This is a genomic window from Geodermatophilus sp. SYSU D01119 (genome assembly GCF_054049975.1).
In genome coordinates, this window is the sequence record NZ_JBJGYL010000010.1 from 83,382 (window position 1) to 108,325 (window position 24,944).

A 24,944-nucleotide genomic window follows, 5' to 3' on the forward strand; every position below is an offset into this window, starting at 1 on the left:
GGGCGAGGACTGGAGGACGAGATGAGCATGACGGCAGCGGCACACGACGCGGCGGTCCCGGCGCCGGCGGCGCCGCGCCTGCGGGCGGTCCCGCCTCTGGCGGAGCCGGCGCCCGCCTCGACGGCGCTGTGGTGGGCGCGGCTGCTGCGCCGCGGCCCCGGCCCGCTCGAGTACTCGCTGGTCGGCGTCAACTCCGACAGGTTCGCCGACGGCACCCCGGTGGACATGACCGCCCTCGACGCCCGCGGCCGCCGGCCCGCCGGCTGGCTGGTCGACGTCCGCTACCGGGCCGCCGACCGCCGCGTGGTCCGCGTCGACGTCGTCGAGGACGTCGCCGACCGCTGCCCGCCCATGTGGTTCGCCGAGGTCACCCACGCCACCAGCGCCGTCCCCGCCGCCTCGCTGCTCGCCTTCCGCGGGTCGGCCTTCCGGCCGGGCTCCGTGGTCGCGCCGCACCAGGTCGCCGCCGCCGGCGTCCGCGTCACCGACCGGATCGGCGAGGTCCGCTGGTGGATCCGCTCCGGCCTGGTCGACACCGTCTCCGTGGCGCCGGTCTACCGCGGCCGGGGCGTGGCCCGCACGCTGGTCACCGTCGCCGAGGGCCTGCGCTCGCTGCGCGGCTGGGCGCCGCTGCGGTCCGACGGCCGGCTCACCGACGCCGGCGCCGCCTGGCTGGAGACCGCGCCCGCGGTGTGGGCCCCGCGCCTCTCGGCCCGCACCGAGGTGCTGCCCGACGCCGACGCCGAGCAGGGCCCGACCGGGGTCGCGCGGCTGCTCCGGTGACCCGGGCGGGGCACGCCCGACCTGCGGATCGGTCGTGCCCCGCCTACCGTCGGTCGGGTGCCAGTGCCCGCGGTGACCTGGTCCGACGTCGAGGCGCGGGCACGGACCGTCCCGCTCGGTCCCGTGGTGCGCCGCGGCGGCGACGACGACCTGCCGCTGCGCGGCCTGGTCACCGACTCGCGCCGCGTCGTCCCCGGCTCGCTGTTCGCCTGCGTGCGCGGGGCGTCCAGCGACGGGCACCGGCACGCGGGATCGGCCGCCGCCGCGGGCGCCGCGGCGCTGCTGGCCGACCGGCCGGTCGACGTCGTGCTGCCGGTGCTGCAGGTCCCGTCGGTGCGCGCCTGCCTGGGCCCGCTCGGCGCGCTGCTGGCCGGCGACCCGGCCGCGGCGCTGCGCCTGGTCGGGGTGACCGGCAGCAACGGCAAGACGACGACGGGCACCCTGGTCCGGGCCGTCCTCGAGGCGGCCGGGACGCCCACCGGCGTCGTCGGCACGCTGGGCGCCGCGGTGGGCCGGCGCTCCCGCGGGACGGCGCTGACCACGCCGGAGGCGCCGGAGCTGCACGAGCTGTTGCGCTGGATGGTCGACGCCGGCGCGCGGCGGGCCGTCGTCGAGGCCTCCTCCATCGCGCTCGACATGGGCCGCATCGACGGCCTGTGCTTCGACGTCGCCGTCTTCACCGGTTTCGAGGAGGACCACCTCGACCACCACGGGACGATCGAGCACTACTGGGCGAGCAAGGCGCGGCTGTTCGGGCCGGACCGGGCGGCGGCCGGCGTGGTGGTCGTCGACGACCCGTGGGGGCGCCGGCTGGCCGACCAGGCCCTGGTGCCGGTGACGCGGGTGGGCTCGGCGGAGGACGCCGACGTCCGGGTGCTCGGCTGGCGCACCGGCGCGGGCGGCACCGAGGTGCTCCTGGCCGACGACACCGGCGGGCACCGGGTCACCAGCCGGCTGGTCGGGCGGGTGCACGTGTCGAACCTGGCCGCCGCCTGGGCCACCGGCCGGGTGCTCGGCGTGCCGGCCGAGGAGATCGCGGCCGGCCTCGCCGCCGTCGCCCCGCCGCGCGGGCGCAACACCGTGCTGGGCGGGGACGGGCGGCCGGTGGTCGTCGTCGACTACGCGCACACCCCGCGCGCCCTGGCCGCCGCGCTGGCCACCGCCCGCGACCTGTGCGGCCCCGGCGGCCGGGTGCACCTGGTGCTCGGCGCCCGTGGCCGGCGCGACCGGTACAAGCGGCAGGGCCTGGGTGAGTCCGCGCGGGCGGCCGACGTCGTGTGGCTGACCAACGAGGGCAGCCACGGCGAGGACCCGGCGGCGATCATCGGCGAGCTGCGGATCGGCCTGCTCGGCGGCCCCGCGGCCGTGCGCACGGTCCCCGACCGGCGGGCCGCCATCTCCGCCGCGGTCCGCGCCTCGGGGCCGGCCGACGTCGTCCTGGTCGTGGGCCGCGGGCACGAGACGCGGATGCTCGACACCACCGATCCGCGCGACGCGGTGCACCTCGACGACGCCGAGGTGGCGAACACGGCGCTGATCGCCGAGCACGGCCCGCCGGCCGCCGTCGTGGCCCGGGCCGAGCGCGCCTCCTGACCGGGGCCCGGCGGAGGGAAGACAGCGGGGCCCCGCGGCGCTACGGTCGCCACTAGTTGAGCGCTCAACCGAGGAGGCCGGCCATGCCCGCCGTCACCGTCGAGGACACCACCACGCTCCCCCGGGTCCCGCTGCCCGCCCCGCGCACGGTGCGCCGGCGCACACGGTCGGTGACCACGGCCCCCTCCGGCTTCGAGGGCGAGGGCTTCCCGGTCCGCCGGGCGTTCGCCGGGGTCGACCTGCGCGACCTCGACCCGTTCATCCACATGGACCAGATGGGCGAGGTCGAGTACGCGCCGGGCGAGCCCAAGGGCACCTCCTGGCACCCGCACCGCGGCTTCGAGACCGTGACCTACATCATCGACGGCACCTTCGAGCACGCCGACTCCCACGGCGGCGGCGGGACGATCAGCAACGGCGACACCCAGTGGATGACCGCCGGCGGCGGCGTCCTGCACATCGAGCGGCCGCCGGAGGCGCTCGTCGTCAGCGGCGGGCTCTTCCACGGCCTGCAGCTGTGGGTGAACCTGCCGCGCGCCCAGAAGTGGGTGGAGCCGCGCTACCAGGACCTGCGGGCCCGCGAGTCGGTACTGCTGGCCAGCCCCGACGCCGGCGCGCTGGTCCGGGTGATCGCCGGCGACGTCGGCGGGCACACCGGCCCGGGCGCCACCTACACGCCGATGGCGATGGTGCACGCCACCGTCGCGCCCGGCGCCTCGCTCGACCTGCCGTGGCGGCCGGACTTCAACGCCCTGGTCTACGTGCTCTCCGGCGCCGGCTCCGTCGGCATCGACGGCGCGCCGGTGCGCACGGGCCAGCTCGCCGTCCTCGGCCCCGGCGACACCGTGACCGTCCGCGGCGCGGTGCACCAGGAGTCGCGCACGCCGGCGCTCGACGTCGTCGTCCTCGGCGGGCTCCCGATCCGCGAGCCGATCGCCATGTACGGGCCGTTCGTGATGAACAGCCGGCAGGAGGTCGTGCAGGCCTTCGACGACTTCCGCGCCGGGCGCCTGGGCTCGATCCCGGCCGTGCACGTCCCGCACGGCGACGTCCGCGGTGAGGCCCTGCCCGGCACCGCCGGACAGGAGTAGGAAGCCGTCATGAGCGATCGCGACCCGCGCCCGGCCGCCCGGGAGGTGGGCGGCCTGGACGGGACCCCCGCCGGCCCGGCCCTCGACCTGCTCCCGGCCAAGGAGGTCGTGCTGGGGCCCGGCACCCCCGTCCGGCGGCTGCTGCCCACGCTCGGCCGCCGGATGGTGGGGGCCTGGGCGTTCGTCGACCACTACGGCCCCGACGACGTCGCCGCCACCGCCGGCATGCAGGTCACCCCGCACCCGCACACCGGCCTGCAGACGGTGTCCTGGCTGATCGAGGGCAGCGTGCACCACCGCGACTCCCTCGGCAGCGACGTCACCTTCGGCCCGCGGCAGCTCGCGCTGATGACCGCCGGGCACGGCATCGCGCACTCCGAGCAGTCGCCCGTGCCGCACCCGCGGTTCCTGCACGGCGCGCAGCTGTGGGTGGCGTTGCCCGACGGCGCCCGCGACACCGCGCCGGCGTTCGAGCACCACACGGCGCTGCCCGGGTTCACCTCCGACGGCCTGACCGCCACGGTGCTCATGGGCTCCTTCGGCGGGGCGGCCTCCCCCGGGACCGCGTACTCGCCGCTGCTCGGCGTCGACCTCGACCTCACCGCCGGGGCCGACGTCGAGGTGCCGCTGGAGCCGGACTTCGAGCACGCGCTGCTCGGCGCCGCGGGCGGGGCCGACGTCGAGGGCGCGCCGCTGGCCCACGGCGCGATGGTCTACCTCGGCACCGGCCGCCGCTCGGTGCGGATCCGGACCGACGCCCCCACCCGGCTGCTGCTGCTCGGGGGCGAGCCGTTCGAGGAGCGGCTGGTCATGTGGTGGAACTTCGTCGGCCGGTCCGGCGAGGAGGTCACCGAGTTCGCGGAGCGGTGGAACGACGGCGACGCCCGCTTCGGCGCCGTCCCGGGGTTCGGCGAGGACGAGCGCCAGCTCGCGCCGGCCCTGCCGCCCGTGCCGCTCAAGGCCCGCGGGCGGGTCCGGTGACCGTCGACGACCGCCTGCTGGGGTTCGTGGCCGGGCGCCGCTGGGGCGTGCTGGCCACCGTCAAGCGCGACGGGCGGCCGCAGCTGTCCAACGTGGGGTACGCCTACGACCCGGAGCAGCGGCTGTTCCGGGTGTCGGTGACCGCCGACCGCGCCAAGACCCGCAACCTGCAGGCCGACCCCCGGGTGACCCTGCACGTGTCCTCGGACGACTTCTGGTCCTGGGCCGCCGTGGAGGGCACCGCCGAGCTCACCCCGGTGGCCGCCGACCCGTCCGACGCGACGGTGGACGAGCTGGTGGCTTACTACCGCGCGATCTCCGGCGAGCACGAGGACTGGGACGACTACCGGCGGGCGATGGTCGCCGACCGGCGTCTCGTCGTCCGGTTCACCCCCGACCACACCTACGGCCAGGTCCGCTGACGGCCGGGCCGGCGCGCCCCGTCCGCACCGGCCCGGGCCGCCGGCTCAGCCCTCCACGGGCAGCTGCATGACCGAGAACGACGCGCCCCACGGGTCGGTGACCACGGCGAAGCGCCCGAACTCGGTGTCCTCGGCCGGGTGGACGACCTTGCCGCCGGCGGCCTCGACCGCGGCCACGGTCTCGTCGGCGGAGGCCACCGCGAAGCAGGTCGACCACCCCTTCGGCGCGCCCGGGCCGACCGGCCCGAGGCCGCCGAGCGGGCGCTCGTCCGTGGCGAAGGTGGCGTAGCCGCCCATGTCCGGGATCTCGTCGAAGCGGAAGCCGAACACCGCCGCGTAGAACGCCCGCGCCGCGGGGACGTCGTCGACGGCCGCCTCGTTCCACACCTGCGCGCCGGGCTCGTTGACCACCTCCGCGCCGGTGTGCGTGCCGGCCTGCCACAGCCCGAACTGGTTCCCCTGCGGGTCCAGGGCGATGGCCATCGTGCCCATCGGCCCCACCGCCATGGGCTCGACGACGACGGTGCCGCCGGCCTCGCGGATCCGGTCGCAGGTGGCCGCCGCGTCGCTCGCCGCGAAGTACGTCGTCCAGGCCGGCGAGTCGTCCGGGTTCGTCAGCGGGCCGAGGCCGGCGGCCTGCGCGCCGCCCTTCAGCGCGTTGACGTAGCCGCCGGACTCGGGGCTGTCGGCGGTCCAGTCCCAGCCGAACAGGCGGCCGTAGAAGTCCTTGGCCGCGGCGGGGTCGGCGGCGCCGTAGTCGACCCAGCAGGGCGTGCCGTCGGGCCAGGGGGTGTTCCGGGTGGGCATGGCTCCTCCTCGGGGCTCGGGGAGGGCACCGTCCCACCGGGGACCGACACTCCGCGAGCCCCGCTGCGTCAGAACCGGCCGCCGCCGGAGCGGCCCCGGCTGCGCGAGCCGCCGAAGCCCCCGCCCCGCGGCCGGCCGGCACCGCCGAACCCGCCACCGCCGAACCCGCCACCGACCCCGCCGCTGCCACCGAAGCCCCCGTAGCCGCCGCGCATCCCGCCGGCGAGGATCCCGCCGAGCACCAGGCTGCCGAGGTCCACGCCGCCGCGGCCCCCGCCGTGGCCGGGCCCGTACCCGCCGCCGTAGCCGCCACCTCCGTAGCCACCCCCGCCGTAACCACCGCCGTAGCCACCGCCGTAGCCGGACGACCAGGTGGCGACGTCGGACTGCGCGTACTGCAGCGCCTGCTGGGCGAGCTGGTCGGCCAGCTGGGCCTCGTGCAGCGCCCCCTCGGGGTCCCGCGGGCCCGTCCCGACCGCGGCGTCGAGGTGCCGTTGCGCCTCCGCCAGCCGGGTGCGCGCCTCGGGGCCGACCGCGCCGCGGCGGGTGGCGACGAAGTCGGCCGCGGCGGCGACCGACGAGCGGGCGCGCAGCAGCGTCTGGTCCAGGGCCGCGGCGGCGCGGCGGGCGCGGGTCTGCGCGTCGCGGGCCACGGCCAGCGCCTGCTCCAGCGCGAGGTCGGCCTCCTCCAGCCGGCGCAGCGCGGTGAGCGGGTCGGGCAGGCCGCCCTCGCCGCGCATCGCGTCGTCGGCGGCCGCCAGGCCCGCCTCGGCCCGGGCCACCTGCGGGCGCAGCCCGCCGGCGTCGGCGGTGGAGGCGACCAGCGTGCGGGCCTCGGCGAGGTCCTGCTCGGTCTCCGCGCGGACGGCGGGCAGCCGCGTGGCGGCGTCCTCGAGGTCGCGTTCGAGCCGGGCGACGGCGTCGAGCAGCGTGCCCACCTGCGCGACGGCGTCCTCGGCGGCGCGCAGGTCGCCGACCGCCTCCCCGGACCGGCCGGCCGCGAGCGCCGCGCGCGCCTCCCCGGCCTCGTGCTCGGCCGCGGCCAGCGCCGCCCGCGCCTGCTCGAGGTTGCCCGTCACCGGCGCGAGCGCCGAGGCGGCGTAGCGGCGCTGCAGCCGGGCCATCCGCTCCTCGTCCTGCGGCAGCCGGCCGTGCAGCGCGGTGATCCGCGGGCCGAGGCCGTCGAGCACCTGCGGGGCGGTGCGCTCGAGGTCGCGCAGCTGCCCGAAGGCCTCCGCCTGCTCGTCGAGGCGGGCGTCGGCGGCGCCGGTGAGCTGCAGCATCTCGGCCAGCATGCGGCGCCGCGTCGGCTCGTCCTCAGGGACCTCGTCGTCGAGCTGCTGGCGGAGCGTGAAGGCGCGGGTGAGCTCCTGCCGTGACTGCGCCAGCGCCTCGGTGAACCCCGCGACGGCGGCCTCGCCGTACTGCAGCCGGGCGAAGTCGAGGTCGAGCGACGAGGTCTTCACCGCCTCGTCGAGGTCGAGCAGCGCGGCGCTGGCCCGGCCCTGCAGCTCCTCGGTGGGCACGCCCGCGTACGGGTCGGGCCGCTCGATGCGGGTGGGGGACGGTGGTCCCCCGGCCGCGCGGCGCCGGCGGGACCGGGCGACGAGGTAGGCGCCGCCCCCGACGACGGCGATGCCGCCGACCACCGCCAGGGTCGCCGCTCCGCCCGACCCCCCGCCGTCGCCGGAGCCGGAGCCGGAGCCCGATCCGGCCGCCGCCCCCTCGCCGATCCCGTCCGCGAAGGCCACCGCGGCCCCGCCCCAGTCGCCCGCGGACAGCGCGGGCTCGACGTCGCGCGCGAGGAAGGTGTCGAGGTCGGCGGTCGACTGCGGGAAGGCGTCGTCCACCCAGTAGCCGTACTGCCGGTCGTCGACCGCGACGGCGAGCAGCACGTCGGTGCGGCCCAGCCCGGAGAACTGCGCGGTGCGGGCGGCCCACTCGCCGGAGTCGAGCCCGTCGAAGGAGGACACGTAGACGACGAAGGCCTGGGTGCCGTCCTCGGCCTGCCGGTCGTCGACGGCCTGCTGCACCCGGGACAGGGCGCCGGGGTCCAGCGCGCCGACGAGGTCGGTCACCTCGTCGGGCACCTCGAACGGCTGCTCGGCCAGCGCCGGCCCGCTCCCGGCCAGCAGCAGGACCGCCGCGACGGCGAGGATCCCCATCAGTCGGCGCACGGACCGACCCTAGGTCGGCGGCCCGGACCCGGCCGGGTAGGACGGGCACCACCGGGTAGGGGGCTCTCGACCCAGCACCGGCACCCAGGAGGACCCCCGTGAGCGATCCCGACCGCATCCCCGCCGCCCAGTTGCCCCCCGGCACCGTGGGCCGGGCGGGGAACTGGGCCGTGGGCAACCGCGACGGGGAGTACTTCGCCGTGTCGCGGCGCTGCCGCCACCAGCTCGCCGACCTGTCGAAGGGCAGCCTCGACGAGAACGGCTGCCTGGTCTGCCCCTGGCACCAGGCCAGGTACGACGTCCGCAGCGGCGACATGGTCGAGGGCCCCCGCGGCTTCCTCGGCTACCACGGGCCCACGCCGGGCTACACGCAGTTCGTCCGCGGCTACGCGAAGGTGCTCAGGCTCCGGGTGCGGAAGGCGCTGCGCCGCGGGGACGACGTCGTGGTGGAGTGAGGTCGGCCTCGCGCAGGGGCTCGCCGCGAGCCTGCGAGCGGCGGGGGGCGCGGCAGTCCTTCGTCAGGTGCGCTCGATCGGCGCGTCCAGCCCCTGCACGAGCGCGTCGCTCTCCGGGTTCTCGGCGCCGGTCGGGCGGACCGAGACGCCCTGGGTGGCGGCGACCTCCTCGGGCGAGCGCGGGGCCAGCAGCCCGTCGCGGATCTCCTCGGCCCAGTGGCAGCTGACCAGGTGCCCGGTCCCGAGCTCGCGCAGCACCGGCACCTCGTCGTCGCAGCGCGTCTCCTGACGCCACGGGCAGCGGGTGTGGAACCGGCAGCCGCTCGGCGGGTTCGCCGGCGACGGCAGGTCGCCGGCGAGCAGGATGCGCTCGCGGTCGGCCTCGACCACCGGGTCGGGCACCGGGACGGCGCTCATCAGCGCCCGGCTGTAGGGGTGCAGCGGCTGCTCGTAGAGGACGTCGGAGGGCGCCTGCTCCACCAGCGACCCGAGGTACATCACCCCGACGACGTCGCTGATGTGCCGGACCACCGCCAGGTCGTGCGCGATGACCAGGTAGGTCAGGCCGAGGCGCTCCTGAAGCTCCTCCAGCAGGTTGACCACCTGCGCCTGCACGCTGACGTCGAGCGCGGAGACCGGCTCGTCGGCGATGAGCAGGTCGGGCTCGAGCGAGATGGCGCGGGCGATGCCGATGCGCTGCCGCTGGCCGCCGGAGAACTCGTGCGGGTAGCGGCGCAGGGCCGCCGACGGGAGGCCGACGGCGTCGAGCAGCGTGCGGATGCGCGCGGCCACGCCCTGGCGGCCCCCGCCCATCCCGTGGGCGAGCAGCGGCTCGGACAGCAGCGACTCGACGTTCTGCCGCGGGTCGAGGCTGCCCAGCGGGTCCTGGAAGACCATCTGCATGCGGCGGCGCAGGGTCCGCAGCGGCTCCCCGGACAGCGTCGAGACGTCGGTGCCGTCGAAGACGACCCGCCCGCCGGTGGGCTCGACCAGCCGCAGCACCGCGCGGCCGAGGGTGGACTTGCCGCAGCCGGACTCCCCCACCAGCCCGTAGGTGGTGCCGCGGTCGATGGACAGGTCGACGCCGTCGACGGCGCGCACGTGGCCCACCGTCCGGTCGACGAACACGCCGCGCTTGATCGGGAAGTGCACCTGCAGGCCCTCGACCCGCAGCAGCGGCTCGGCGGACGGGACGGCGGTCATCGGGCGGCTCCGGACGCGGTCGCCCCGGCCGGGGTCCGCGGGTACTCGAGGGGGTGGCGGCAGCGCAGTTCGCGGCCCGGGCCGTCGTACTCCAGCGGCACGGTGCTGCCGGCCACCTCGGTGAGGCAGTCGTCCTGGGCGTTGTCGCAGCGGGGCGCGAAGGCGCAGCCCTCCGCCCACGGGATGACGTCGCGGGCCGAGCCGCGGATCGGGTGCAGCGGCGCCCCGCGGGCGCCGTCGAGCCGGGGCACGGAGGCCAGCAGCCCGCCGGTGTAGGGCTGGCGCGGCCGGGCGAACAGGTCGTGCCGGTCGGCGGACTCGATGATCCGGCCGCTGTACATGACGTGCACCCGGTCGCACAGCCCGGCGACGACGCCGAGGTCGTGGGTGATCATCACCAGCGCCGTCCCGGTGTCGACGACGAGCTCGCGCAGCAGCTCCAGGATCTGCGCCTGGATCGTCACGTCGAGGGCCGTCGTCGGCTCGTCGGCGATGAGCAGGCGCGGCGAGCAGGCCAGCGCCATCGCGATGAGCGCCCGCTGCCGCATCCCGCCGGAGAGCTGGTGCGGGTACTCCTTGAGCCGGCGCGAGGGGTCGGGGATGCCGACGCGGTCGAGCAGCCGGGTGGCCTCGGCGACGGCGTCCTTCTTCGACATCTCGCGGTGCTCGAGCAGGACCTCGGTGACCTGGACGCCGATCGGCACGGTCGGGTTCAGCGAGGACAGCGGGTCCTGGAAGACCATCGCCATGTCGGCGCCGCGCAGCGCCCGGAGTTCCTTGTCCGGGGCGCCGATGAGCTCCTGGCCGTGCAGGCGCACCGAGCCGCCGACGTCGACCCCGCGCCGGGGCAGCAGCCCCATGATGGCCAGCGACGTGACCGACTTGCCGCAGCCGGACTCGCCGACCAGGCCGACGGTCTCCCCCGGCGCGACGCTGAAGCTGACCCCGTCGACGGCGCGGGTGGGCTGCTCGCCCCTGCGCGTGAAGGTGACCGACAGGTCCTCGACCTCGAGGACGGGCCGCCCGTCCTGGCCGGCGTCCCTCGGGGGCAGTTCCTCGATGGTCAGCGGGCTCACCTCCGGAACTTCGGGTCGAGGGCCTCGCGCAGCGCCTCACCGAGAAGGGTGAAGCCGAGCGCGACGACGATGATGCAGACGGCCGGGTAGATCGCCAGCTCCGGCCGGACGGACAGGAAGTCCTGGGCGTTGGACAGCATCGCGCCCCACTCCGGGCGGGCGAGGTCGGGGTCGCCGAGGCCGAGGAACGACAGGGCCGCCGCCTCGATGATCGCCGTCGCGAGGGACAGCGTGGCCTGCACGATCACCGGCGACAGCGAGTTCGGCAGCACGTGGCCGAACACGATGCGCCGCCGCCGGATGCCGAGCGCCTGGGCGGCGAGGACGTAGTCGCTGCCGCGCTGGGCGAGCATCGAGCCGCGCAGCAGCCGGGCGAAGACCGGCACCTGGGTGACCGCGATGGCGATCATCAGCGACCACTGGTTCTGCCCCAGCAGCACGGAGATGCTGATCGCCATCAGCAGGCTGGGGATCGACAGGATGATGTCGACGAACCGCATGACCACGGTGTCGACCCAGCCGCCGAACGCGCCGGCGAGGACGCCGAGCGCCATGCCGACGGCCACGCCGAGCAGCGTGGAGACCACGCCGATGAGCAGCGACTGCCGGGACCCGACGATCAGCCGGGACAGCAGGTCGCGGCCGAGCTCGTCCACCCCGAGCGGGAAGCCCGGCTGCGAGCCCGGGATGAAGCCGGGCCGGATCTCCGACAGCAGCGTCTGCGCCAGCGGGTCCCGCGGCGCCAGCAGCGGCGCGAAGGCCGCCACCACCAGGAAGACGACGACGATGACCGCGCCGAGGATCGCCACCGGGTTGCGGCGCAGCCGGCGGAAGGCGCTGCGGGTCAGCGAGACGCCGCCCTCGCCCTCGGGGACCTGCCCGGCGCGGGCGGCCAGCTCGTCGATCCGGCGGCGCCGGACGTCACCGACCGCGCTCATCGGACCCTGACCCGCGGGTCGAGCAGGCCGTACGAGATGTCCACCAGCAGGTTCACCAGCACGTACACCACCGCCAGCATGAGGATGAAGCCCTGCAGGACGGCGAAGTCCCGGGCGAAGATCGCGTCGAATATCGCCGAGCCCACCCCGCCGAAGGCGAAGACGGTCTCGGTCAGGACCGCACCCGACAGCAGGAGCCCGGTCTGCAGGCCGATCGTCGTCGACACCGGCAGCAGGGCGTTGCGGATGACGTGCCGCCGCCGGACGGTCGCCGTCGCGAGCCCCTTGGCGTTCGCCGTCCGGACGTAGTCCTCGTTGACGACGTCGAGCACCGAGGCGCGGGTGATCCGGACGATGATCGCCAGCGGGATGGTGCCGAGCGCGATGCCGGGCAGCACGAGGTGCAGGAAGGCGTCCCAGGCCGCGTCCCACTCGCGGGTCAGCAGGCCGTCGAGGACGTAGAAGTTCGTGACGCGGGTGGCGTCGATGCGCACCTCCTGCCGGCCGGAGCCGGGCAGCCAGCCCAGCTCGACGGCGAACAGCAGGCGCAGCAGGTAGGCGAGGAAGAAGACCGGGGTGGCGACGCCGAGCAGCGACCCGACCACCGACGTCGAGTCCAGCCAGCTGCCGTGCCGGCGCGCGGCGAGGTAGCCCAGCGGGATGCCGACGCCGATGGCGAAGACCATCGCGAACAGGGTCAGCTCGATCGTGCCGGGCATCCGCTCGAGGAACTCCTCGGTGACCGGCCGGCCGGTCCGGGCGGAGTTGCCGAAGTCCAGCTGCACGGCCCGGCCGAGGAAGCGCAGGTACTGGACGTAGAGGGGCTGGTCGAGCCCGAAGAGCTCGTTGTACCGGGCGATGGCCTCGGGGGTGGCGCGCTCACCGAGCGCGGCCTGGGCCGGGCCGCCGGGCAGGGCGCGCAGCCAGGCGAAGAGCAGGACCGACAGCCCCAGCAGGATCGGGATCAGCTGGAGGAGCCGCCGGACGACGAAGCGGAGCACGCGGTCGGGTCACCTCTCCGGGTTCCGGGTCGACGTTCCGGGTCGACGTTCCGGGTCGACAGGGCACGGACACGGGTCCGGCCGCGCCGGGACAGGTCTTCCCTGCCCCGGCGCGGCCGGAGGGGTGGGTCAGTCGGTGATCGACACCGTCGAGAAGACCTCGGCGGTCAGCGGGCTGGGCTCGAGGCCCTGCACGTTCTCCGCCACCACGAGCGCCGGCGGGGAGTGCGAGATCGGGACACCGGGGAGGTAGTCCATGATCAGCCGGTTGGCCTCCTGGTACTGCTCGGTGCGGGCACTCGCGTCGGGCTCGGCGTCGGCCTGGGCGAGGGCGGCGAAGATCTCCGGGTTGCTGAACGCCCCGAACTCGGCGGACGCCTGGCCGTTGGACGCCTCGGCGAAGAACGTGCCGATGAAGTTGTAGGCGTCGTTGTAGTCACCGGTCCACCCGAGCAGGTGGATGTCCGCCTGACCGGCCTGGACGGCGTTCAGGTAGTCCGGGTTCCACGGCAGGGCCACCGGCTCGATGGTGAAGCCGGCGTCGGTCAGGTTCTGGCTGATGACCTGGAACATGGCGGCCGGGTCCGGCAGGTAGGGCCGGCTGACCTCGGTCGGGTAGTAGAACCGCAGCGTCGTCCCCTCGGCGCCGGCCTCCTGCAGCAGCTGGCGGGCGCGGTCGGGGTCGTAGTCGTAGGTGGTGACGTCGTCGGCCCACCCGTCGACGGTCGGCGGCATGAACTGCGTGGCCGCCTCGGCGCCCTCGGGGAGCAGCGAGTTGACGATCGTCTCGCGGTCGATCGCGTGGGCGATCGCCTGCCGCACCTGCGGGTTCTGCAGCGCCGGGTTGGCGGAGGTGCCGGGCACGTTCCCGCCGTTGAAGCCCAGGTACAGGATGTTGAACGGGTCGCGGACCAGGACCTGGAAGCCCTCGTCCTCCAGCGACTGGTAGTCCGCCGGCGCGACGAAGTCGTAGCCGTCGATCGACCCGGCCTGGAGCTCCTGACGGCGGGTGTTCCCGTCGGGGATGGTGCGGAAGATGATCTCGTCGAGCAGCGGGGCGTCGCCCCAGTAGTCCTCGTTGCGGACGAGGGTGACCTCGCCGTTGCCGCGGTCCCAGCTCTCGAACTTGAAGGGCCCCGTGCCGGTGGGGTGCTCGAGGGCGTACTCGGAGTAGCTGAGCGCGTCCTCGCTGCCGGACAGGTTGTCGGCGTCGTACTGCTGCAGCGCCTCGGGGCTCTGGATGGAGAACGCCGGCAGGGCGAGCGCGGACGGGAACTTCGAGGTGACCTGGGTCAGCCGGATCACCGCGGTGTTCTCGTCGGTGGCCTCGCAGGACTCGTAGATGCTCGGGGTGTCCGGCGTGCTGGCGAAGCCGCCGAAGACCGCCTGGTAGTAGTACGAGGCGCTCGGGCTGGTGGCCAGGCCCTCGAAGTTGTACCAGCGGTCGAAGTTGAAGCAGACGGCCTCGGCGTTGAAGTCCGTGCCGTCGTGGAACGTCACGCCCTGGCGGAGGTTGAAGGTGTACTCGAGGCCGTCCTCGCTCACCTCGTAGTCCTCGGCCAGCTCGGGGACCGGCTCGGTGCCGCCGAGCTCGTTGCCCAGCAGGCCCTCGTGGATCTGGCGGGCGACCCGGAAGGTCTCGCCGTCGCTGCCGAAGGCCGGGTCGAGCATCGCCGGGTCGCCGGCCGCCCCGAAGACGAGCGTGCCGCCGGACTGGGCCTCCCCGCCCTCCCCGTCACCGGAGTCCCGGTCACTGGACGCGCAGGCGGCCAGGGTGACGGCGGTCAGCGCGGCCGCGGAGGCGGCCAGCACACGTTGGGGTCGACGCTGCATCGCAGGAGACCTGCCTTCTCGGCCCGCTCCGGGCCGGATGAGATCCGGGATGGACAGCCGGCGGACGCAGGACGTCCGGACGGCGTGCTCACGGACCCTAGGTCGCGAGGAGGTGGGCGCCCGAGCCGAGCGGCCCCATCGACACCATCCTGTGACCTTGCCGACGCCGGGCCCCCACCTCCGCCGCGGCCGTGCTAGGCGTCGATGCGGCGGCGGCCCTCGAAGGCCCGGCCGAGGGTGATCTCGTCGGCGTACTCGAGGTCGCCGCCGACGGGCAGGCCGCTGGCCAGCCGCGAGACCGCCAGCCCGAGCGGCCCCACCAGCCGGGCCAGGTAAGCCGCGGTGGCCTCGCCCTCGAGGTTGGGGTCGGTGGCGATGATCAGCTCGGTGACCGTGCCGTCCATCAGGCGGGTCATGAGCTCCTTGACCCGCAGGTCGTCGGGGCCGACGCCCTCGATCGGGCTGATCGCGCCGCCGAGCACGTGGTAGCGCCCGCGGAACTCGCGGGTGCGCTCGATGGCGACGACGTCCTTGGGCTCCTCGACGACGCAGATGACGTCGTCGGAGCGGCGCGGGTCCTTGCAGATCCGGCACTGCTCGCCCTCGGCGACGTTGTAGCAGGTCACGCAGAAGCGCACCTCGGCCTGCACGCGCTGCAGCGCGGCGACGAGCCGGCCGACGTCGGCGGACTCGGCGGCCAGCAGGTGGAACGCGATGCGCTGGGCGCTCTTCGGCCCGACGCCGGGCAGGCGGCCGAGCTCGTCGATGAGGTCCTGGACGGCCCCCTCGTACACGGTGCTCCTAGGGGAGAGTGGGTCGGGCCCGGAATCGGTCGGGCCCGCAGTCGGTCGAGCGCCGGTCAGGCGCCGGGCAGCCCCGGGAAGCCGCCGCCGAGGCCGCCGGCCAGCGGGCCCATCCGGTCGGCGGTGAGCTCGGAGGCCAGCCGGGAGGCGTCGCGGACCGCCGCGACGACGAGGTCCTGGAGGGTCTCGACGTCGTCGGGGTCGACCGCCGAGGGCGCGATGGTGACCGAGCGCAGCTCGCCGTCGCCGGTCATCGTGGCGGTGACGAGGCCGCCGCCGGCCGAGCCGGTGACCTCCTCCTTGGCCAGCTGGTCCTGCGCGGCGGCCAGCGCCTGCTGCATCTGCTGGGCCTGCTGCAGGATCGCCGACAGGTCTGGCTGGCCACCACCGGGGAACATGACCCGAGCGTAGGCCGCGGGGGCGACATCCGGCGGACGACGGCCCGACCGGCCGGTCAGCTCTCCAGCGGCTGGGCCCCCAGCTGCGCGCGCAGCAGCGCCAGCGCCGCCTGCTCGGGGTCGACGGCGGGCACGTGGGCGCGCTCGCCCGCGGTCTCGTCCTCCGCGGCGCGCTGCGCCATGAGTTCGCGGGCCTCGGCGGCCTCGGCCACGCGCGCGGCCTCCTGGGCCGCCTCGCGCGAGCCCTCGGCGGCGCCGCCACCGGCGGACGGTGACCGGCCCGCGGCGCCCTCGACGACCGCCTCGACCTTCCAGCGCACGCCCAGCAGCTCGTTGAGCGCCTCGCGCAGCACGTCCTTGTTGAGGTCGTCGCCGATCCGCCGGGCCAGCGCCGGGGACGTCGTGGACAGCGTGAGCACGCCCGCGCGCAGCTCGTGCACCTGCGCGTTCTTGAGCAGCGCCTCGGTGGTGCGCTTGTGCCGCTTGACGACGGCGAGCAGCTCGGGCCACACCCGCCGGACGTCGCCGGTGGTCAGGCCGCCGTCACCTCCGCCGGCGGGCGCACCCGGCGGGTTCGCCGTGACGACCGGGGTGGGCTCGCCGCCGCGCGGGGCGGGCGTGGACTCGGCGGCCGCGCGCGGGGGCGAGGCCGGCGGGCGCGGCTCGGCGACCCGGGCGGCGGCCGCGCGGGCCGCGGCGGGCTGCGGGGAGTGCGGCCAGTCCTCGTCGTCGGTGGGCTCGGGCGGCAGCGGGATGTCGGGCTCGCCCGCGGCCACCCGCACGCCGGGACGCGGCCCGGCCGGCGGGGTCGACGCCGGGGCCGCCGGTGCCCGCTCGGGCGCGGGGGCGGGCTCCGGCGCGGCGGCGGGGGCGCCGCTGCCGGGGCGCGCGGTCTCCGGCCAGTCGTCGTCGGCCGTGGCGGCCGCGGGTGCCGGGGTGGCCGCCGGGCGGGCGCCGGAGCCCGGCGGGGTGGTCTCCGGCCAGTCGTCGCCGGCGGGCGCGGCGGGGGACGACGCGGGGGTCGAGGCGGCGGGCGCCGGCTCGGACGCGGGAGCGGGGGTGGGCGCGGGGGCCGGCGGCGCGGCGGCGCGCTGGGAGGGGCGAACGTACTCCTTGCGCGGCGGGCCGGAGCGCTCCGCCGGGGCGGGCGCGGGCTCCTCCCGGGCCGGGGCGGGACGCGTCGCCTCGCGGACCGGCGCCTCGCGGACCGGCGCCTCGCGGACCGGCGCCTCGCGGACCGGGACGTCGCGGGGCGGGATGTCGCCGGCGACCTCGCCGCCGGAGATCGACAGCCGGCGCTCGAGCCGCTCGAGCCGCTGCAGGGTGGCGGCGGCCGAGCCGTCGGTGGCCGGCAGCAGCATCCGCGCGCACAGCAGCTCCAGCAGCAGCCGCGGCGCGGTGGTGCCGCGCATCTCGCCCAGCCCGGCGTGCACGGTGTCGGCCAGCCGCGACAGCGTGGCCGACCCCAGCGCCCGCGCCTGGGACACCATCAGGTCGAGTCGGTCGGGCGGGCAGTCGAGCAGGCCGTTCCCGCCGGCCTCGGGCACCGCGTCGAGGACGATGAGGTCGCGCAGCCGGTCGAGCAGGTCGGTGGCGAAGCGGCGCGGGTCGTGCCCGGCCTCGACCACCCGGTCGACGGCGCGGAAGACACCCGGCGCGTCCTGCGCGGCCAGCGCGTCGATGGCCTCGTCGAGCAGCGCGTCGTCGGTGACGCCGAGCAGGCCCACCGCGCTCGCGTAGGTGACGCCCTCGGGCCCGGCGCCGGCGAGCAGCTGGTCGAGGATCGACAGCGAGTCGCGCACCGAGCCGCCGCCGGCCCGCACCACGAGCGGGAACACGGTGGGCTCGACCTGCACGCCCTCGGCGGCACACGTCTTCTCCAGCAGCCCGCGCAGCGTCGTCGGCGGGACCAGCCGGAACGGGTAGTGGTGGGTGCGCGAGCGGATGGTGGGCAGCACCTTGTCCGGCTCGGTGGTGGCGAAGACGAAGACGAGGAACTCCGGCGGCTCCTCGACCACCTTGAGCAGGGCGTTGAAGCCCTGCGTGGTGACCATGTGCGCCTCGTCGACGATGTAGACCTTGTAGCGGCTGTTCACCGGCGCGAAGAACGCGCGCTCCCGCAGGTCACGGGCGTCGTCGACACCGCCGTGGCTGGCGGCGTCGATCTCGATGACGTCGAGGGAGCCGGGGCCGTCGGGCGCCAGCGCGACGCACGAGCCGCACACGCCGCACGGCGTCGACGTCGGGCCCTGCTCGCAGTTGAGCGAGCGGGCGAGGATGCGCGCCGACGACGTCTTGCCGCAGCCGCGCGGGCCGCTGAACAGGTAGGCGTGGTTGATCCGCCCGCCGTCGACGGCGTTCACCAGCGGGGTGGTGACGTGCTCCTGGCCGACCACCTCGGCGAAGGTCGCCGGGCGGTACTTCCGGTAGAGCGCCAGAGCCACGCGGCGAGGTTACGTGGCGGGGACGACGACCCGGGAGCACCGGACGCCGTCCGTGTCTCACATCGTGAGCTTGAGCAGGAACTCCACCTGGCCGCGGTCCTCCACCCGGACGAAGCCGAGGTTCGGCGGGGTGATGCCGAAGTCACCGAAGACGACGGGGACCGCCCCGGAGACCTCGACGCCCTCGGCGGTGCGGACGACGGAGAGCTCGGCCTGCACCTGGCGGGTGGTGCCGCGCAGCGTGAGGTCGCCGGTCACCGGCACGGTCACCGGGGTGCCCGAGAGCTCGGGCAGGTCGACCGGCCCGCGGACGGTGAAGGTCGCCGTCGGGTGGGTGCCGACGTCCATGACGTTGTCGCGGAAGTACCCGTCGCGCTGGTTGCTGTCGGTGCGCACGCTGGCCACGTCGACGACGACCTCGGCGCTGCTCAGGTCGCCGCCCTGGACGACGACGTCCCCGGTGACCCGGTCGGTGGTGCCGGCGACGGTGACGTCGGCGCCGTTGAGCACCTCGTCGACGCGGTAGCCGGCCGAGGAGCCCGCCGAGACGGTCCACGTGCCGTCGGTGTCGGGGGCGAGCTCGACGTCGGAGGGCTGCGCCTGCACGGTGGGCGCCGCGGCGGCGTCCTCCTGCGTGGCGGCGTAGAGCAGCGGGCCCACGCCGAGGCCGAGCGCCAGGAGGGCGACGACCCCTCCGACGATCCACCAGGTGCGACGGCGACGGGCCATGGCGAGCTCCTCTCCTCGGACGTCGAGGATGCTGGCCGACCGAGCTGGGAGCCAGCTGTGAGGCGCGCCGCAGCCCGCGGTGGTGCCCGGGAAGAAAGGGACCCCCCGCGCACCCGCCAGAGCCCGCTTATCCTTGCTGCCTTCCGGCCCTGGGGAGGTTCACAGGGTGACGCCACACGAGGGGTCTGCCCACCACTGTAGAGGACGCCGCTCGCTAGGCTCCCGCCCCATGACGTCCCGGCGCGCCCTCGTCCTGCCCCCGCCCCGCTCCTGACCCGGAGCACCGCGGGCCGACCCGCGCGGCCGCCACCTCGCCGGCCGCGTTCGCGCCGTGCTCCGGACCCGCCCGTCCCGTCCGGAACCAGCGCCCAGGAGCGTCATGTCCACCCCCTCCCCTCGCGGCTCCAGCCGCGGCTTCCTCCTCGTCGTGCTCGCCGCCCTCTGCTGGGGCACGTCGGGGATCAGCGGCCGCGTGGTCGCCGACCGCAGCGACCTCTCCGCCCTCGACATCGCCTGGTACCGCCTCGCCATCGGCGCGCTCGCGCTGCTGGCGGCGTGGGCGGCCACGTCCCGCCGCCGCGGCCCCGCGGTGCGCGTCACCCGTCCCGTCGCCGTGCGCCTCGCGCTCATCGGCGCGGGGCTCGCCGGCTACCAGCTCGCCTACTTCACCGCCGTCGAGCGGGCCGGGGTCAGCATCGCCACGCTGGTCGCCCTCGGCCTCGCGCCGCTGCTCGTCGCGGTCGGCGGCACGCTGCTCGGGCACGGCCGGCCGCAGCGGGCCACGCTCGTCGCGCTCGCCGTCGCCCTCGTGGGGCTCACCCTGCTCGTGGGCGTCTCGGCCGGCGCCGACACCGGGACAGCGGTCCTGCTCGGCGCCCTGGTCGCCACCGGCTCGGCGCTCGGCTACGCCGTCGTCACGCTGGCCGGCGGCGGCGTGCCCGCCGGGGTGCCGGTGACGCTCGTCGGGTTCGCCGGCGGCGCGTTGCTGCTCACCCCGGTCGTGCTGGTGCAGGGGGTGTCGGTCCCCGCCGACGGCACGGCGCTGGCGGTGCTGCTCTACCTCGGCCTGGTGCCCAGCGCGCTCGCCTACGGGCTGTTCTTCACCGGCGTGCGCACCGTCCCCGGCGCGGTGGCCTCGATCGTCACGCTGCTGGAGCCGCTGACGGCGACCGCGCTGGCCACCGCGTTCCTCAGGGAGCGGCTCGAGCCGGCCGCGGTGGCGGGCGGGGCGCTGCTGCTGGCCGCCGTGGCCGGGCTCTACCTGCGGGAACTCGGCCGGCGGGCGGACCGCGTGGCGGCCACCGGCGCCTGACCGGCGGGCCCGGGAACGGCGACGGGCCCCGGCGCACTGCCGGGGCCCGTCGTGGTGCGGAGGATGGGAGATTCGAACTCCCGAGGGGTTGCCCCCAACCCGCTTTCCAAGCGAGCGCCATAGGCCACTAGGCGAATCCTCCCCGTGCCCGTCGATCGTACCGGCACGCCGGGGGACGGTCAGCCGCCGCCCCGCGACGCGCCGCCCCGGGTGGTCCGGCGCGGGCGCACCAGGCAGGCTTGCGGGGTCGGGGGGACGCACGCGAGGGACGGGAGCACGACGATGAGCGAGCCGGGCCAGGTCCGACCGGAGGTCGTGGACGAGATCGTGGCCGTGCTCCGCGGCGCCGACCCCGCGGGCCTCCCGCCGTCGGCCACCGCGGAGGAGAAGGCCGCCGCGAAGGACCGCTACCTGTCGGAGTTCGCCGCCGAGCGCAGCAAGCGCGACCGGCAGACCCAGGCGTGGGAGCTGCTGCTCACCCGCAGCTACGACGAGCCGCCGACCTGGGAGCGGCTGTTCGACGACCTCTCCCCCGACGCCGTCGAGGAGCTCGGCGGGCTCTACGACGTGCTGCCCGAGGGGGCGCAGGAGGAGTACGCGCGCCGCTTCGGCGTCCCCAGCACCGTCTGACGCCCCCGGTGCCGCGCGCGGCCGCGCTGGGTAGGGACGGCCGGTGACCACGACCGTCCCCGGCCGCCTCGTGGCCGGCCGCTACCGCCTGGTGTCGCGGATCGCCGGCGGCGGCATGGGCGCGGTCTGGCTGGGCCGCGACGAGCTGCTCGGGCGCGAGGTCGCCGTCAAGCAGGTGCTCCTGGGGGCCGGCGTCGATCCCGAGCTGGCCGCCCAGCAGCGCGAGCGGGCGCTGCGCGAGGGCCGCATCGCCGCGCGGCTCGCCCACCCGCACGCGGTCTCGGTGTTCGACGTCGCCCTCGAGGACGGCGTCCCCTGGCTGGTGATGGAGTACCTGCCCTCCCGCAGCCTGGCCGTGGTGCTGCACGAGGACGGCGTGCTGCGCACCGACCAGGTGGCCCAGGTGGGCGCCCAGCTGGCCGACGCACTGGTGGCGGTGCACGAGGCGGGGATCGTGCACCGCGACGTCAAGCCGGGCAACGTGCTGGTGGGGCGCGGCCCGCGCGTCGAGGGGCTGGTGAAGATCACCGACTTCGGGATCGCGCACGCCAGCGGCGACGTCACCCTCACCCAGACCGGCCAGATCACCGGGACGCCGGCCTTCCTCGCACCGGAGGTCGCCCGGGGATCGGACATGACGCCGGCCAGCGACGTCTTCTCCCTCGGCGCCACCCTCTACACCTGCCTGGAGGGCGAGCCGCCGTTCGGGATGGACGACAACGCGCTGCGCCTGCTCCACCGCGTGGCCGCCGGCGAGTTCCGCCCGCCGCGGCGGGCCGGCTCGCTGGAGCGGCCGCTGATGCGGATGCTCGACCCCGACCCCGCGCGGCGGCAGTCGATGACCGAGGTGCGCGACGAGCTGACCCGGCTGGCCGCGGGCCGCGACGGCGACCCGACCACCGTGCTGCTCGCCCGCACCGCCCTCGGCGCCACGCCGGACCGCGCCCGGACGGCGACGACCCCCGTCCCCGAGGCCACCCCCGACGCGGGGCCGCCGACCCCGGTCGTCCCCTCCCCCGAGGCCGTCGACCCGCCGACCGCCACCTCGCCGCCGACCCTGTCGCAGACGCCGGACCCCGGACCGCCCCCGCGGACGCAGGCCCCGGACCGCGAGCCGCCGGCCCCGCCGCTGGTGGGCGCCCGCCCGCGGCGGCGGCGCCGTCGGCCGCTGGTCGTGGCGCTCGTGGCCGCGCTCCTGGTGGCCGCCGTCGCCCTCGGCACCTGGCTGGCCGTGCGCGGCGGCGACGACCCGCAGGCCGGTGCGGCCGACCCGTCGTCCTCGGAGGCGACGCAGCCGACCACCGGGGCACCGGAGACGGGCGGCGGGAGCGACGGCGAGGCGGCCCCCGGCACCGGCGCGGAGGAGCCCTCGTCGGAGGAACCCACGCCGGGGGGATCGCCGACGGAGGACGCCGGGCCTCCGACGTCGTCAGAGCCCCCGCCCGCGGCCGACCCGGCCACCGAGGCCCGCGAGACGCTGGAGCAGTACTACACGCTGCTGCCCGGCGACACCGCCGCCGCCTACGAGCTCACCGGGCCGACGCTGCAGTCGCGCGCGAGCTACGGCTACTACGAGGACTTCTTCAGCCGCTGGTCGGACATCAACCTGCTGGACGTGCGCGACGTCGTCGACCGGGGCGACGTCATCACGGCGACGACGGACGTCGAGTTCCTCGCGCCCGGTGACCGGCTGGTGGAGACCCACGCGGTGACGTTCGTGCGGGGCGAGGACGGCCGGCTGCTCATCGACCTCGACGTGCTCGCCTGACGGCGGCGGGAACGACGACGGCGGCGCCCCTGCGCGGGGCGCCGCCGTCGGTTCCTGCTGGCGGTGGCGGTGGGATTTGAACCCACGGAGGCTTGCACCTCACACGCTTTCGAGGCGTGCTCCTTCGGCCGCTCGGACACGCCACCGTCGGACAGACTACAGGCCCCGCTTCCGGCGGAAGAACGCGCGTAGGAGTGTCGCGCTCTCCTCGGCCCGGATCCCGCCGGTGACCTGCGGGCGGTGGTTGAGCCGGCGGTCGCGGACGACGTCCCACAGGGACCCGGCGGCGCCCGCCTTGGGGTCGTCGGCGCCGTAGACGACGTGCGCCACCCGGGCCAGCACGCTCGCGCCGGCGCACATCGTGCAGGGCTCGAGGGTGACCACCAGCGTGGCGCCGGTCAGCCGCCACCCGTCGCCGTGCACCCGCGCCGCCGCGCGCAGCGCCAGCACCTCCGCGTGCGCCGTCGGGTCACCGCGCCTCTCCCGCTCGTTGGCGGCCTCGGCGAGCACGGCGCCGTCGGGCCCCAGGACGAGCGCGCCGATCGGGGTGTCGCCCCACTCCTGCGCCGCGGCGGCCAACTCCAGCGCGCGGGCCATCGCGGCGTCGACGGCGTCCGGCCCCGGACCGGTCCCGGCGCCCGTGGTGGTCACGGCAGCGGGAAGCCGACCAGCGCCGACAGCTCGTCCAGCGCCGTCCGCGGGTCGGCGACCTTGACGGTGTGCATGCCCAGCGCCCGCGCCGGCTTGAGGTTGATGCCCAGGTCGTCGAGGTAGGCGCAGTCGGCGAACGCGAGGTCGCGGCCGACCGCCTCGTTCAGCCGGGCCAGCGCCCGCCGGTAGATCTCCGGCTCGGGCTTGCGCACGCCCTCCACCGAGGACTCGACGACGGCGTCGAACAGGTCCAGCAGCTCGGCCAGCGGCCCGGTGCGCTCCATCGGCGCCACGTTGTTCGACAGCATCGCCAGCGGCAGGCCCGCCGCCCGCAGGCGGCGCACCGCGGCGACCATCTCCGGGCGGATCTGCCCGTGCAGCGCGGCGAGCACGCGCCGGGCGTCGACCCGGTGCCCGGCGGCCAGCGCCTCGGCCTCGAAGGTGTCGACGAACCCCTCGACGTCGAGCTCGTTGCGCTCGTAGCGGGCCCAGGCGTTGCTGTCGGGGTCGGTGCTGTTGAGCCGCCGGATGAGGCCCTCGGGCAGCCCGGCCTCGGCCTCGTAGGCGGCGAAGGCGAGCATCGGGCTCTCGGTGATGACCCCGCCGAGGTCGAACACCACCGCCGAGACGGTCACCGGCCCACCGCCGCGGCCAGCTCGTCGGCGAAGCCGAGGCGGGCGGCGACCTTGGCGACCATCTCGTCGGCCCACAGGTCGTCGGCGGTCACGATCGGCCGCAGCTCGGCGGCGGGCAGGCCGTCGTCGGCGAACACGTCCAGGTCACCTCCGGGCCAGCCGGTCTCGTCGTCGTCGAAGGCGCCGTCCTCGTCGACGCCGATGCCGTACCGCTCGACCACCTCGGCGCCGAGCACCCACTCCTGCATCGTCGCGTCGGAGATCAGCGCCCGCACCATGCCGCCGGGGCCGTGCCGGAGGACGACGAAGTACAGCCGCGAGTCGACGACGACCACGAACGGCGGCGGCCACCCGCCCGCGCCCGGCTCGCCCAGCGCGCGCTCGAGCACCGGCAGCTCGTCGCCGGCGTCGTCGGCCAGGAGCTCCACCCGCCAGCGGCCGCCCGGGCGGTCGACCCGCACCGCCCAGCTGCCGCCCGGCTGCTCCCCCACCGGGCCGCCCACCGCGCCCCCCACCGGGCCGCTCACCGCTTGCGCAGCACGGTCAGGCCGTCGGCCAGCGGCAGCAGCACGGTCTCCCAGCGCGGGTCGGCGGCCAGCGCGGCGTTGAGCGCCACGACGGCGCGGTCGTCGTCGGTCTGCGGGTCGAGCACCCGGCCGCCGCGCAGCGTGTTGTCCAGCAGGACCAGCCCGTCGCGCCGCATCCGCGGGTACAGCTCCTCGACGTAGGCCGGGTAGCCGGTCTTGTCGGCGTCGACGAAGGCCAGGTCGAGCACCGGGTCGCCCGGCAGCGCGCGCAGGTTCTCCAGCGCCTCACCCAGCCGCAGCTCGATCCGGCCGGCGACGCCGGCCCGCTCCCAGTACCGCCGCGCGACCGCCGTCCACTCCTCGCTGCGGTCGAGGCAGACCAGCGTCCCGTCCTCGGGCAGCCCGCGGGCGATGCACAGCGCCGAGAAGCCGGTGAACGTGCCGATCTCGACCGCCCGCCGCACGCCGAGCGCGCGGGTGAGCAGCTGCATGAGCACGCCCTGCTCGACGGCGATCTGGAAGGTGGGCGGCACCTCGCCGCGGTCGGCCAGTGCCGCGGTCTCGGCGACCAGGTCGGCGGCCACGGCGTCGAGCGGCTCGGAGCTCGCCCGCACGTGGTCGGACAGCTCCGGGGTGAGCAGGAACGACCGCGGCGTCATGCGGCGCGGACCGGGAGCGCGGAGGCCA

24 protein-coding genes, 2 tRNA genes and 1 other RNA gene are annotated in these 24,944 nt (G+C 76.2%); 9 read left to right on the forward strand and 18 right to left on the reverse strand.

The genetic code is table 11. The annotated features are described in order from the left end of the window. Nucleotides 1-27: 27 nt before the first annotated feature. From ACI79X_RS10250 to ACI79X_RS10270, 5 genes are all read left to right on the forward strand, one after another. Nucleotides 28-783 carry a hypothetical protein gene (locus ACI79X_RS10250; protein WP_457025293.1) on the forward strand — a complete coding sequence of 252 codons (756 nt, stop codon included), beginning with the start codon at nucleotides 28-30 and terminating at the stop codon, nucleotides 781-783. 57 nt (nucleotides 784-840) lie between these two features. Then, a complete protein-coding gene (locus tag ACI79X_RS10255; protein WP_457025294.1) occupies nucleotides 841-2,376 on the forward strand; it encodes a Mur ligase family protein in 1,536 nt (511 codons plus the stop codon). Between the two features lie 83 nt (nucleotides 2,377-2,459). Next, nucleotides 2,460-3,467, forward strand: coding sequence for a pirin family protein (locus ACI79X_RS10260; protein ID WP_457025295.1), 1,008 nt, complete (start codon nucleotides 2,460-2,462; stop codon nucleotides 3,465-3,467). A 9-nt stretch (nucleotides 3,468-3,476) separates the two neighbouring features. Further along, nucleotides 3,477-4,448, forward strand: coding sequence for a pirin family protein (locus ACI79X_RS10265; protein WP_457025296.1), 972 nt, complete (start codon nucleotides 3,477-3,479; stop codon nucleotides 4,446-4,448). Next, complete coding sequence (locus tag ACI79X_RS10270; RefSeq protein WP_073418128.1) at nucleotides 4,445-4,870, forward strand: PPOX class F420-dependent oxidoreductase; 426 nt, start codon at nucleotides 4,445-4,447, stop codon at nucleotides 4,868-4,870. Before ACI79X_RS10265 ends, ACI79X_RS10270 begins: the two co-directional genes overlap by 4 nt. Before the next feature lie 45 nt (nucleotides 4,871-4,915). Here ACI79X_RS10270 and ACI79X_RS10275 read toward each other — a convergent pair whose 3' ends face one another. Next, nucleotides 4,916-5,677, reverse strand: coding sequence for a VOC family protein (locus ACI79X_RS10275; protein ID WP_457025297.1), 762 nt, complete (start codon nucleotides 5,675-5,677; stop codon nucleotides 4,916-4,918). Between the two features lie 68 nt (nucleotides 5,678-5,745). Beyond that, complete coding sequence (locus ACI79X_RS10280) at nucleotides 5,746-7,854, reverse strand: TPM domain-containing protein (protein WP_457025298.1); 2,109 nt, start codon at nucleotides 7,852-7,854, stop codon at nucleotides 5,746-5,748. A gap of 98 nt (nucleotides 7,855-7,952) precedes the next feature. On the opposite strand from ACI79X_RS10280, the gene ACI79X_RS10285 reads away from it, so the two are divergent. Continuing rightward, nucleotides 7,953-8,309 carry a Rieske (2Fe-2S) protein gene (locus ACI79X_RS10285; RefSeq protein ID WP_457025299.1) on the forward strand — a complete coding sequence of 119 codons (357 nt, stop codon included), beginning with the start codon at nucleotides 7,953-7,955 and terminating at the stop codon, nucleotides 8,307-8,309. A 63-nt stretch (nucleotides 8,310-8,372) separates the two neighbouring features. Here the strand turns inward: ACI79X_RS10285 and ACI79X_RS10290 are convergent, their stop codons facing one another. The 10 genes from ACI79X_RS10290 to ffs form a co-directional block, all read right to left on the reverse strand. Then, a complete protein-coding gene (locus ACI79X_RS10290; RefSeq protein ID WP_457025300.1) occupies nucleotides 8,373-9,512 on the reverse strand; it encodes an ABC transporter ATP-binding protein in 1,140 nt (379 codons plus the stop codon). Beyond that, the gene (locus ACI79X_RS10295) at nucleotides 9,509-10,588 is read right to left on the reverse strand and encodes an ABC transporter ATP-binding protein (RefSeq protein WP_457025301.1); all 1,080 of its coding nucleotides are present in this window, start codon (nucleotides 10,586-10,588) and stop codon (nucleotides 9,509-9,511) included. The genes ACI79X_RS10290 and ACI79X_RS10295 overlap by 4 nt, the downstream gene beginning before the upstream one ends. Further along, the gene (locus ACI79X_RS10300; protein WP_457025302.1) at nucleotides 10,585-11,526 is read right to left on the reverse strand and encodes an ABC transporter permease; all 942 of its coding nucleotides are present in this window, start codon (nucleotides 11,524-11,526) and stop codon (nucleotides 10,585-10,587) included. The genes ACI79X_RS10295 and ACI79X_RS10300 overlap by 4 nt, the downstream gene beginning before the upstream one ends. Further along, the gene (locus ACI79X_RS10305) at nucleotides 11,523-12,527 is read right to left on the reverse strand and encodes an ABC transporter permease (RefSeq protein ID WP_457025303.1); all 1,005 of its coding nucleotides are present in this window, start codon (nucleotides 12,525-12,527) and stop codon (nucleotides 11,523-11,525) included. Before ACI79X_RS10305 ends, ACI79X_RS10300 begins: the two co-directional genes overlap by 4 nt. Before the next feature lie 129 nt (nucleotides 12,528-12,656). After that, nucleotides 12,657-14,360: an ABC transporter substrate-binding protein gene (locus tag ACI79X_RS10310; RefSeq protein ID WP_457025304.1), complete on the reverse strand. Its 1,704-nt coding sequence runs from the start codon at nucleotides 14,358-14,360 to the stop codon at nucleotides 12,657-12,659. A gap of 194 nt (nucleotides 14,361-14,554) precedes the next feature. Beyond that, nucleotides 14,555-15,154, reverse strand: coding sequence for a recombination mediator RecR (gene recR, locus ACI79X_RS10315; protein WP_073418111.1), 600 nt, complete (start codon nucleotides 15,152-15,154; stop codon nucleotides 14,555-14,557). Between the two features lie 65 nt (nucleotides 15,155-15,219). Then, nucleotides 15,220-15,561, reverse strand: a complete 342-nt coding sequence (locus tag ACI79X_RS10320) for a YbaB/EbfC family nucleoid-associated protein (protein WP_336030383.1) — start codon at nucleotides 15,559-15,561, stop codon at nucleotides 15,220-15,222. Between the two features lie 56 nt (nucleotides 15,562-15,617). Next, entirely contained in the window at nucleotides 15,618-18,005 is a 2,388-nt protein-coding gene (locus ACI79X_RS10325) for a DNA polymerase III subunit gamma and tau (RefSeq protein WP_457025305.1), read from the reverse strand. A 57-nt stretch (nucleotides 18,006-18,062) separates the two neighbouring features. Beyond that, a complete protein-coding gene (locus ACI79X_RS10330; protein ID WP_457025306.1) occupies nucleotides 18,063-18,734 on the reverse strand; it encodes a YceI family protein in 672 nt (223 codons plus the stop codon). Nucleotides 18,735-18,827: 93 nt separating this feature from the next. Further along, nucleotides 18,828-18,923, reverse strand: an RNA gene (gene ffs, locus ACI79X_RS10335) — signal recognition particle sRNA small type. A gap of 190 nt (nucleotides 18,924-19,113) precedes the next feature. Between ffs and ACI79X_RS10340 the strand changes: the two genes are divergently transcribed. After that, a complete protein-coding gene (locus ACI79X_RS10340) occupies nucleotides 19,114-20,046 on the forward strand; it encodes a DMT family transporter (protein WP_457025307.1) in 933 nt (310 codons plus the stop codon). Between the two features lie 57 nt (nucleotides 20,047-20,103). On the opposite strand, the gene ACI79X_RS10345 is transcribed toward ACI79X_RS10340, so the two are convergent. Continuing rightward, nucleotides 20,104-20,188, reverse strand: a tRNA-Ser gene (locus ACI79X_RS10345). 140 nt (nucleotides 20,189-20,328) lie between these two features. On the opposite strand from ACI79X_RS10345, the gene ACI79X_RS10350 reads away from it, so the two are divergent. Both ACI79X_RS10350 and ACI79X_RS10355 read left to right on the forward strand, forming a co-directional pair. Next, nucleotides 20,329-20,676: a hypothetical protein gene (locus ACI79X_RS10350; protein WP_457025308.1), complete on the forward strand. Its 348-nt coding sequence runs from the start codon at nucleotides 20,329-20,331 to the stop codon at nucleotides 20,674-20,676. A 43-nt stretch (nucleotides 20,677-20,719) separates the two neighbouring features. Continuing rightward, complete coding sequence (locus ACI79X_RS10355) at nucleotides 20,720-22,444, forward strand: protein kinase domain-containing protein (RefSeq protein ID WP_457025309.1); 1,725 nt, start codon at nucleotides 20,720-20,722, stop codon at nucleotides 22,442-22,444. Between the two features lie 58 nt (nucleotides 22,445-22,502). Here the strand turns inward: ACI79X_RS10355 and ACI79X_RS10360 are convergent. The 5 genes from ACI79X_RS10360 to ACI79X_RS10380 form a co-directional block, all read right to left on the reverse strand. Continuing rightward, nucleotides 22,503-22,590, reverse strand: a tRNA-Ser gene (locus ACI79X_RS10360). Between the two features lie 10 nt (nucleotides 22,591-22,600). Beyond that, nucleotides 22,601-23,095 (reverse strand): nucleoside deaminase, encoded by a 495-nt coding sequence (locus tag ACI79X_RS10365; protein WP_457025310.1) that lies wholly within the window; start codon nucleotides 23,093-23,095, stop codon nucleotides 22,601-22,603. Then, nucleotides 23,092-23,730, reverse strand: coding sequence for an HAD-IA family hydrolase (locus ACI79X_RS10370; protein WP_457025311.1), 639 nt, complete (start codon nucleotides 23,728-23,730; stop codon nucleotides 23,092-23,094). The genes ACI79X_RS10365 and ACI79X_RS10370 overlap by 4 nt, the downstream gene beginning before the upstream one ends. Beyond that, nucleotides 23,727-24,257 (reverse strand): tRNA adenosine deaminase-associated protein, encoded by a 531-nt coding sequence (locus ACI79X_RS10375; RefSeq protein WP_457025312.1) that lies wholly within the window; start codon nucleotides 24,255-24,257, stop codon nucleotides 23,727-23,729. The genes ACI79X_RS10370 and ACI79X_RS10375 overlap by 4 nt, the downstream gene beginning before the upstream one ends. Beyond that, complete coding sequence (locus ACI79X_RS10380; protein WP_457025313.1) at nucleotides 24,254-24,916, reverse strand: O-methyltransferase; 663 nt, start codon at nucleotides 24,914-24,916, stop codon at nucleotides 24,254-24,256. Before ACI79X_RS10380 ends, ACI79X_RS10375 begins: the two co-directional genes overlap by 4 nt. Between the last annotated feature and the right edge of the window lie 28 nt (nucleotides 24,917-24,944).

Excerpts from the sequence above, each read along its gene's own strand:
- ACI79X_RS10380 (WP_457025313.1), bottom strand. The coding sequence starts at position 24,916 with ATGACGCCGCGGTCGTTCCTGCTCACCCCGGAGCTGTCCGACCACGTG.
- ACI79X_RS10350 (WP_457025308.1), top strand. The coding sequence starts at position 20,329 with ATGAGCGAGCCGGGCCAGGTCCGACCGGAGGTCGTGGACGAGATCGTG.
- ACI79X_RS10250 (WP_457025293.1), top strand. The coding sequence starts at position 28 with ATGACGGCAGCGGCACACGACGCGGCGGTCCCGGCGCCGGCGGCGCCG.
- ACI79X_RS10275 (WP_457025297.1), bottom strand. The coding sequence starts at position 5,677 with ATGCCCACCCGGAACACCCCCTGGCCCGACGGCACGCCCTGCTGGGTC.
- ACI79X_RS10320 (WP_336030383.1), bottom strand. The coding sequence starts at position 15,561 with ATGTTCCCCGGTGGTGGCCAGCCAGACCTGTCGGCGATCCTGCAGCAG.
- ACI79X_RS10260 (WP_457025295.1), top strand. The coding sequence starts at position 2,460 with ATGCCCGCCGTCACCGTCGAGGACACCACCACGCTCCCCCGGGTCCCG.
- ACI79X_RS10330 (WP_457025306.1), bottom strand. The coding sequence starts at position 18,734 with ATGGCCCGTCGCCGTCGCACCTGGTGGATCGTCGGAGGGGTCGTCGCC.
- ACI79X_RS10300 (WP_457025302.1), bottom strand. The coding sequence starts at position 11,526 with ATGAGCGCGGTCGGTGACGTCCGGCGCCGCCGGATCGACGAGCTGGCC.
- ACI79X_RS10290 (WP_457025300.1), bottom strand. The coding sequence starts at position 9,512 with ATGACCGCCGTCCCGTCCGCCGAGCCGCTGCTGCGGGTCGAGGGCCTG.
- ACI79X_RS10310 (WP_457025304.1), bottom strand. The coding sequence starts at position 14,360 with ATGCAGCGTCGACCCCAACGTGTGCTGGCCGCCTCCGCGGCCGCGCTG.
- ACI79X_RS10340 (WP_457025307.1), top strand. The coding sequence starts at position 19,114 with ATGTCCACCCCCTCCCCTCGCGGCTCCAGCCGCGGCTTCCTCCTCGTC.
- ACI79X_RS10265 (WP_457025296.1), top strand. The coding sequence starts at position 3,477 with ATGAGCGATCGCGACCCGCGCCCGGCCGCCCGGGAGGTGGGCGGCCTG.